This is a genomic window from Amycolatopsis rhizosphaerae (assembly GCF_007713715.1).
Classification (GTDB): domain Bacteria; phylum Actinomycetota; class Actinomycetes; order Mycobacteriales; family Pseudonocardiaceae; genus Amycolatopsis_E; species Amycolatopsis_E rhizosphaerae.
Genome location: NZ_VJWX01000501.1, coordinates 1 through 5,219, shown reverse-complemented (window position 1 = coordinate 5,219; position 5,219 = coordinate 1). Strand labels below are relative to the sequence as shown.

The 5,219-nt window shown below is 70.5% G+C and carries 2 protein-coding genes and 1 pseudogene; 2 read left to right on the top strand and 1 reads right to left on the bottom strand.

Annotated features, from left to right (window positions below; translation table 11 throughout):
• Both FNH05_RS38435 and FNH05_RS31600 read left to right on the top strand, forming a co-directional pair.
• Nucleotides 1-762, top strand: a pseudogene (locus tag FNH05_RS38435) (glycosyl hydrolase family 95 catalytic domain-containing protein); the annotation flags it as partial.
• A 13-nt stretch (nt 763-775) separates the two neighbouring features.
• Nucleotides 776-3,553, top strand: coding sequence for a ferritin-like domain-containing protein (locus FNH05_RS31600; protein WP_186382832.1), 2,778 nt, complete (start codon nt 776-778; stop codon nt 3,551-3,553).
• Nucleotides 3,554-3,844: 291 nt separating this feature from the next.
• Here FNH05_RS31600 and FNH05_RS31595 read toward each other — a convergent pair.
• On the bottom strand, nt 3,845-5,219 hold a 1,375-nt coding region (locus FNH05_RS31595), incomplete at its 5' end, for a condensation domain-containing protein (protein ID WP_246128057.1).

The window sequence follows — 5,219 nt, the reverse complement described above, 5'->3', positions numbered from 1 at the left end:
GTCCCGTACCACGTAGGCGGTGACGGGGTGCTGCTCGGCGCAGGCACCCGGCTCGCCGCGTCGCAGCCGGAGCCCGCGCATCTGCTGTGGCTGCATCCCCTGCGGGAAAAGGTCTCCGCGGAGCTGGCCCGGAAGAGTTTCGGCCACTGGGCGGGGATGACCGAGGCCTGGCACGCACGCTCGTACGTCACGGCCGCGGCGATGGCGGCGGTACTGCGCGAGCCCGGCGATGCTTGGCGTCACTGGGAACGATTCCTGAGCCGTACCGAGTTCGCGGACACCGTACTGACTGGGACGACGATGTACCGCCAGGGCACCGCATCGGACGCGGAGGTACCGCTGGACGCGGCGCGGGTGCTGCTGGACATGTTGGTGGACGGCGCCGGGGAACGTCTCGAGGTCTTCCCCGCCGTGCCGGGGGACTGGCGCGACGTCGTGGTGGAGTCGGTGCGGGCTCCGGGGGCGTTCGTCGTCGATGCTTCCCGCAGCCGTGGCCGGACGGACTGGGTGCGGGTACGCAGCGAGGCCGGCCGCCCGCTTGTGCTCGTGCACGGGATCGAAGGGGAACTCGAGGTGCGTGACGGGCGGGGCCGCCCGGTCGGCTGGCAGCCGGAAGGCGCCGGCGCGGCCACGATCCCGCTGGCCCGAGGGGAAACCGTGGTCGTCGCGCGGCGCGGTACGACACCGGAACCCGCGCGCGACGTCCCCGCCCAGGGCCCCGCGACGGTCTGGGGCGCGCCCACACCCGCTTCCGCGAGCTGAGAGGTCCTGGCCCGTGTCCTATCTGGGGTATCCCCGGCTGAATTTCGCCGGGACGTTCCAAGCGGACGTCCCGACGGTCAACAACACCCTGCAGTACTACGAGATCAACACGTTCGAGCCTCGGTTCCAGTGGCTGACCACCGACGTCGACCGGTTCGGCGAATGGAACCCGCGGGGCACCGGATCGTGCCGGCTGACCGACATCCGGATCACCAGTGCGTGCCTCCCGGACGGCAGGATGGTCACCTCGCGGTCGGACGACGTGGTGGCCGAGGGCAGGCTCGCCGACGACAACCTGCGCACCAGCGCCCGGTTCGTCGACATGGACCCGGAGAACCAGTTCGTCTCGACGATCTTCGGGCTGCGGCCCCGGATCCTCGACGCGACCGGGGCCGAACTGGTGCGCGGTGATTTCGTGCCGGTGGCGGTGGACGACATCTGGCTGCGCACGGTCACCCCGCAGGGGCCGAGCCCCGCGGCGATGTACCAGTCCGTGCTCCGGGACCTGACCTGGGCGGACTCGCCCGGCTCGCCGGTGATGCGGGCGCTGCGGGAGGCCACACAGGACGGCATGCTGTCCATCAAGTTCAATGTGGACGGTGTGGTGCAGCGGGTCCCCGACGCCGACTACCCGGGCGCGGTGACGTTCGGACGGATGGTCGGCTCGCTCGGCCCGTACCTCGCGGGGGAGCCGTGGCGGATCTTGGCCGCGCGGCGGTTGCGGAAGGCGAACGCCAACAGCCCGCTCTTCGACGCTCCCTGCCGGGTCGACGAGAAGTCCGGCCTGGTCTTCGTCGACCTCGGCAACAGCGTCATGGCGACCACCCCCGGTGGGCCGCTGGCCGAGGTCGGCGCACTGCGCCTGGCGGCACTCGCCGCGGACGGGACGCCTCAGGTGCTCGCGCCGCTGGACGGGATCGACGCGACCTTCTACGAGCGGCTCGCAGGCATCGTCACCGCCAAGCTGACGCCGGAGCAGCTCGCCGCGGTGGCCAGGACCCGGCTCGCCGTGGTGACCGCGGACGCGAAACCCGCGATCCTGCTCGCGGAGAACGAAGGCGCCACCACGGTGCACGCGGAGGAGAGCGTGTTCCGGCTCAGCCCTTCGGCACCGGACAACACCGCGACGACGACGTTGCTCGCGATGAGCCACGGTCGCCCGGCCGCGGGCGTCGAGCTGTACATCAGGCCCAGCGAACTGCCCAGCGGGGACCCGGAGCCCCGGCCGCCGCTGGACGTACCCGCGCGGGTGCGGACCGACGCGAACGGCCGCGCCCAGGTGAAGCTCACCGCCTCCGACCCCGGTCACCCGCGGCCGGGGCTCGATGGTGTCGCCCTGCTCAACTTCTACGGCCTTGCCGAGCGGCCCGACGAGCCCGAGGGCGTGCTGAGCACGCTGGTGTTCGACGACTACGAGGTCCCCGCGCGGCCGACCTGGGCCCGCGACGTGCAGCCGATCTTCCAGCGCTACGCCAACCTGTACCCCGCCATGGGCGACGTCTTCGACCTGGGCAACTACCACCAGGTGGTGGCGCACGCGCTCTACATCAAGAAGGCGCTGCTGGCCCCGGTCGAGTCGCCCAACCACATGCCCGTCACCCGGGACCTCTCACCACGGAAGCGAGACATGCTCGTGAAATGGCTGGACACCCAGCCGGCACCGCCGGTTCTGGAGATCGACACCGTCGAGGATCTGCGCGCGGCGCTGCAGCAGGCCGCGCTCCTCGAACAGGCCACCGTGCCGCCGTACCTCTCGGCCCTGTACTCCATCATGCCCGGCCACAACGTCGCCATCGGGGAGATCATCCGCGGCATCGTGCTGGAGGAGATGCAGCACATGGCCCAGGCGTGCAACCTGTTGAACGCGGTGGGCGGCCACCCGGTCATCGGCAGGCCGGGTCTCGTGCCGACGTACCCGGGGCGGCTGCCGGGCCCGGTGCTGCCCGATCTGCGGGTACGGCTGCGGCGGCTGTCGATCGACCACGTCCGCGACGTGTTCATGGCGATCGAGCAGCCGGAGTACCCGACCGTGGACGGCACCGAGTTCCGCGGCGCGGTGATCGACCCCGCGCAGGTCACGACCGACCGCGCCGGGAACGTCATGGCCGCGGAGGACAGCGCGATCCGGACGCTGACGGACTGGTTCGTCAAGGCCGAGCACAAACCGCTGACGATCGGCTGGTTCTACACGCAGATCGCGCGGGCGCTGATCCGGCTGAACGGCAAGGGCACGCTGTTCACCGGCGACCCGGCCCTGCAGGTCAGCTGGCCGGGCGCGCCGGGCACGCTGTACCGGGTGACCGATCTGCGTTCGGCGCTGCTCGCGGTGTACCAGATCATCGAACAGGGCGAGGGGAGCCCGCACGATCCCGAGGTGAGCGAGAAGATCACCAGCGCGGACGAGTTCGGTCACTACTACCGGTTCGAAGAGATCGTGCGCGGCCGGGCGCTGATCAAAAACGCGCAGGGGAAGTGGGTTTTCGAGGGTGACCCGATCCCGTTCGACCCGAGCGGGGTGTACCCGATGGCCGACGACCCCGACACCTACCGGCTCCCGGCGAACAGCGCCGAACGCCGCGAGTCGCAGGCCTTCGACACCGTCTACACCAACATCCTCACCGCGTTGAACCGCGTGGTCAACGGGCATCCCGGGGAGTTCGACAACACCGTCGGCCTGATGTACCAGGCGGAGGTGCAGGCGAAGAAGTTGCTCGCCATGCCGGTGTCCAAGGGGGCTTCGACGGTGCTGGGGGCCGCCTTCCAGTCACCCGCACCCGGATTCCCGAACTAGGTGTATCAAAGTGGCTTGGGTAGCGGTGCGGGTGGCGGAACCTCAGGCGGTCCCTGGCTGTGGGATCTCCTCCTCATGAATGCCAATTCGCTGTGTTGAACGCTGTCGGAGCTGGCAGTGTCGTTTCTGCCAGGAACCGCCTGAGAACCCGCGGCGGTGCCAGTTGACAGCGTGGCGCAAGCGGCTAACGCCGCTTCAAGACGCGAAACCCGACTTGCGTTGACCAACGCTCGACTTCGATACACCGCCTAGAGCCAGAGCCCCGGCCGGTCTCCGGCCGGGGCTGGTGGGTCAGTCTTGGTCGAGCATGCCGGCGATCGCGTCGAGTTGCGCCTGGTCGAGCTGGGCCAGCGGGAAGTCTGCCGGTGTGTAGCCGGTCTTCTGCGCCGGCGAGAGCAGGACATGGATCTCGTCGAGCAGGGCCACGGCCAGCTTTTCGACGGTTTCGTGCCGGTGCACCGCCGGGCAGAAGATCAAGCTCACCCGCAGCTGCCCGTCCGCCACCAGCGCGGAGACGTCGAGCAGGTAGGGGCGACGGCCCCGAGGGTCGGCCGGCGGGCCCGCGCTCTCCGGCGCGGCGGTGAACAGCCCTTCCGCCGGGCCGTCGCCGGTGACCCGGCCCAGATAGTTGTAGCGGACCCGCGGTATCGGGAGAGCCCGCAGCGGCGCGGCCGCGGTGTGGCGCAGCAGCCCGTAGCCCAGGCCGTTGCCCGGCACCGTGGCCAGGTGGTCCCGCACCCGCCGCAGCGCGTCGCCCGGTGCGTCCTCGGCGGTCACCGCCAGGGCCACCGGGTAGAGCGTGGTGAACCAGCCGACCGTGCGGGACACGTCGACGTCGTCCCAGCGCGACTCGCGGCCGTGCCCCTCGACCTCGACGACGGCGCATCGTCGCCCGGTCCAGCTCGTCAGTGTCCGGCCGAGCGCGGTGAGGAGGATTTCCTGCGCGGAGGCCTGGCGGCCCGAACGCAGCAGCTCGTCCGTGCTCTCCCGGGTCAGGGACACCGTCACGGACTTCGCGGCTCCGTAGGTGTTGGCGGCGTGAACGTCCACTTCGGAATCCGTCGGAACGGCCGCGTCCGCACCGGTGAGAATGCTTGTCCAGTAGGGGATTTCCGTGTCCGGACCGCCGGATACCGCGTACTCTTCCAGACGCCGGGCCCAGGTGCGGAACGCGGTGGTCTTGCCGGGCAGCCGGATCTGCCCGGTCCCCTCGGCGGCCTGCCCGTATGCCGTGGTGAGGTCCTCCAGGAGAACGCGCCAGGAAACCCCGTCGACACCGAGGTGGTGGATGATCAGGAGCAGCCGGTCGCCCGCTGCGCCCAGCCGGGCGTAGACAGCACGCAGCAGGCAACCGCTCGCGAGATCACCGCTCGCCTGCGTTTCCGCGGCGAGCCTTTCGAACGCCGCCACGCCTTCGGCACGGGAAAGGCGGGAGAAGTCGGCGACGGTCAGGATCCGGTCCGGCAGGTCGTCCGGGGCGGCGTTGCCGAGTGACCGGTCGCCGCTGCCGTCGCGGCCCAGCCGGAGCCGCAGCGCGTCGTGGTGGGTGACGATCGCCTTCAACGCTTTTTCGAGCGCTTCCGGTGCGAGCGGCTCGCGCACGCCGAGCAGGAGATCCTGGTTGTAGTGCCCGGGCGCGGGCAGGTCCTGGTCGAGAAACCAGCGC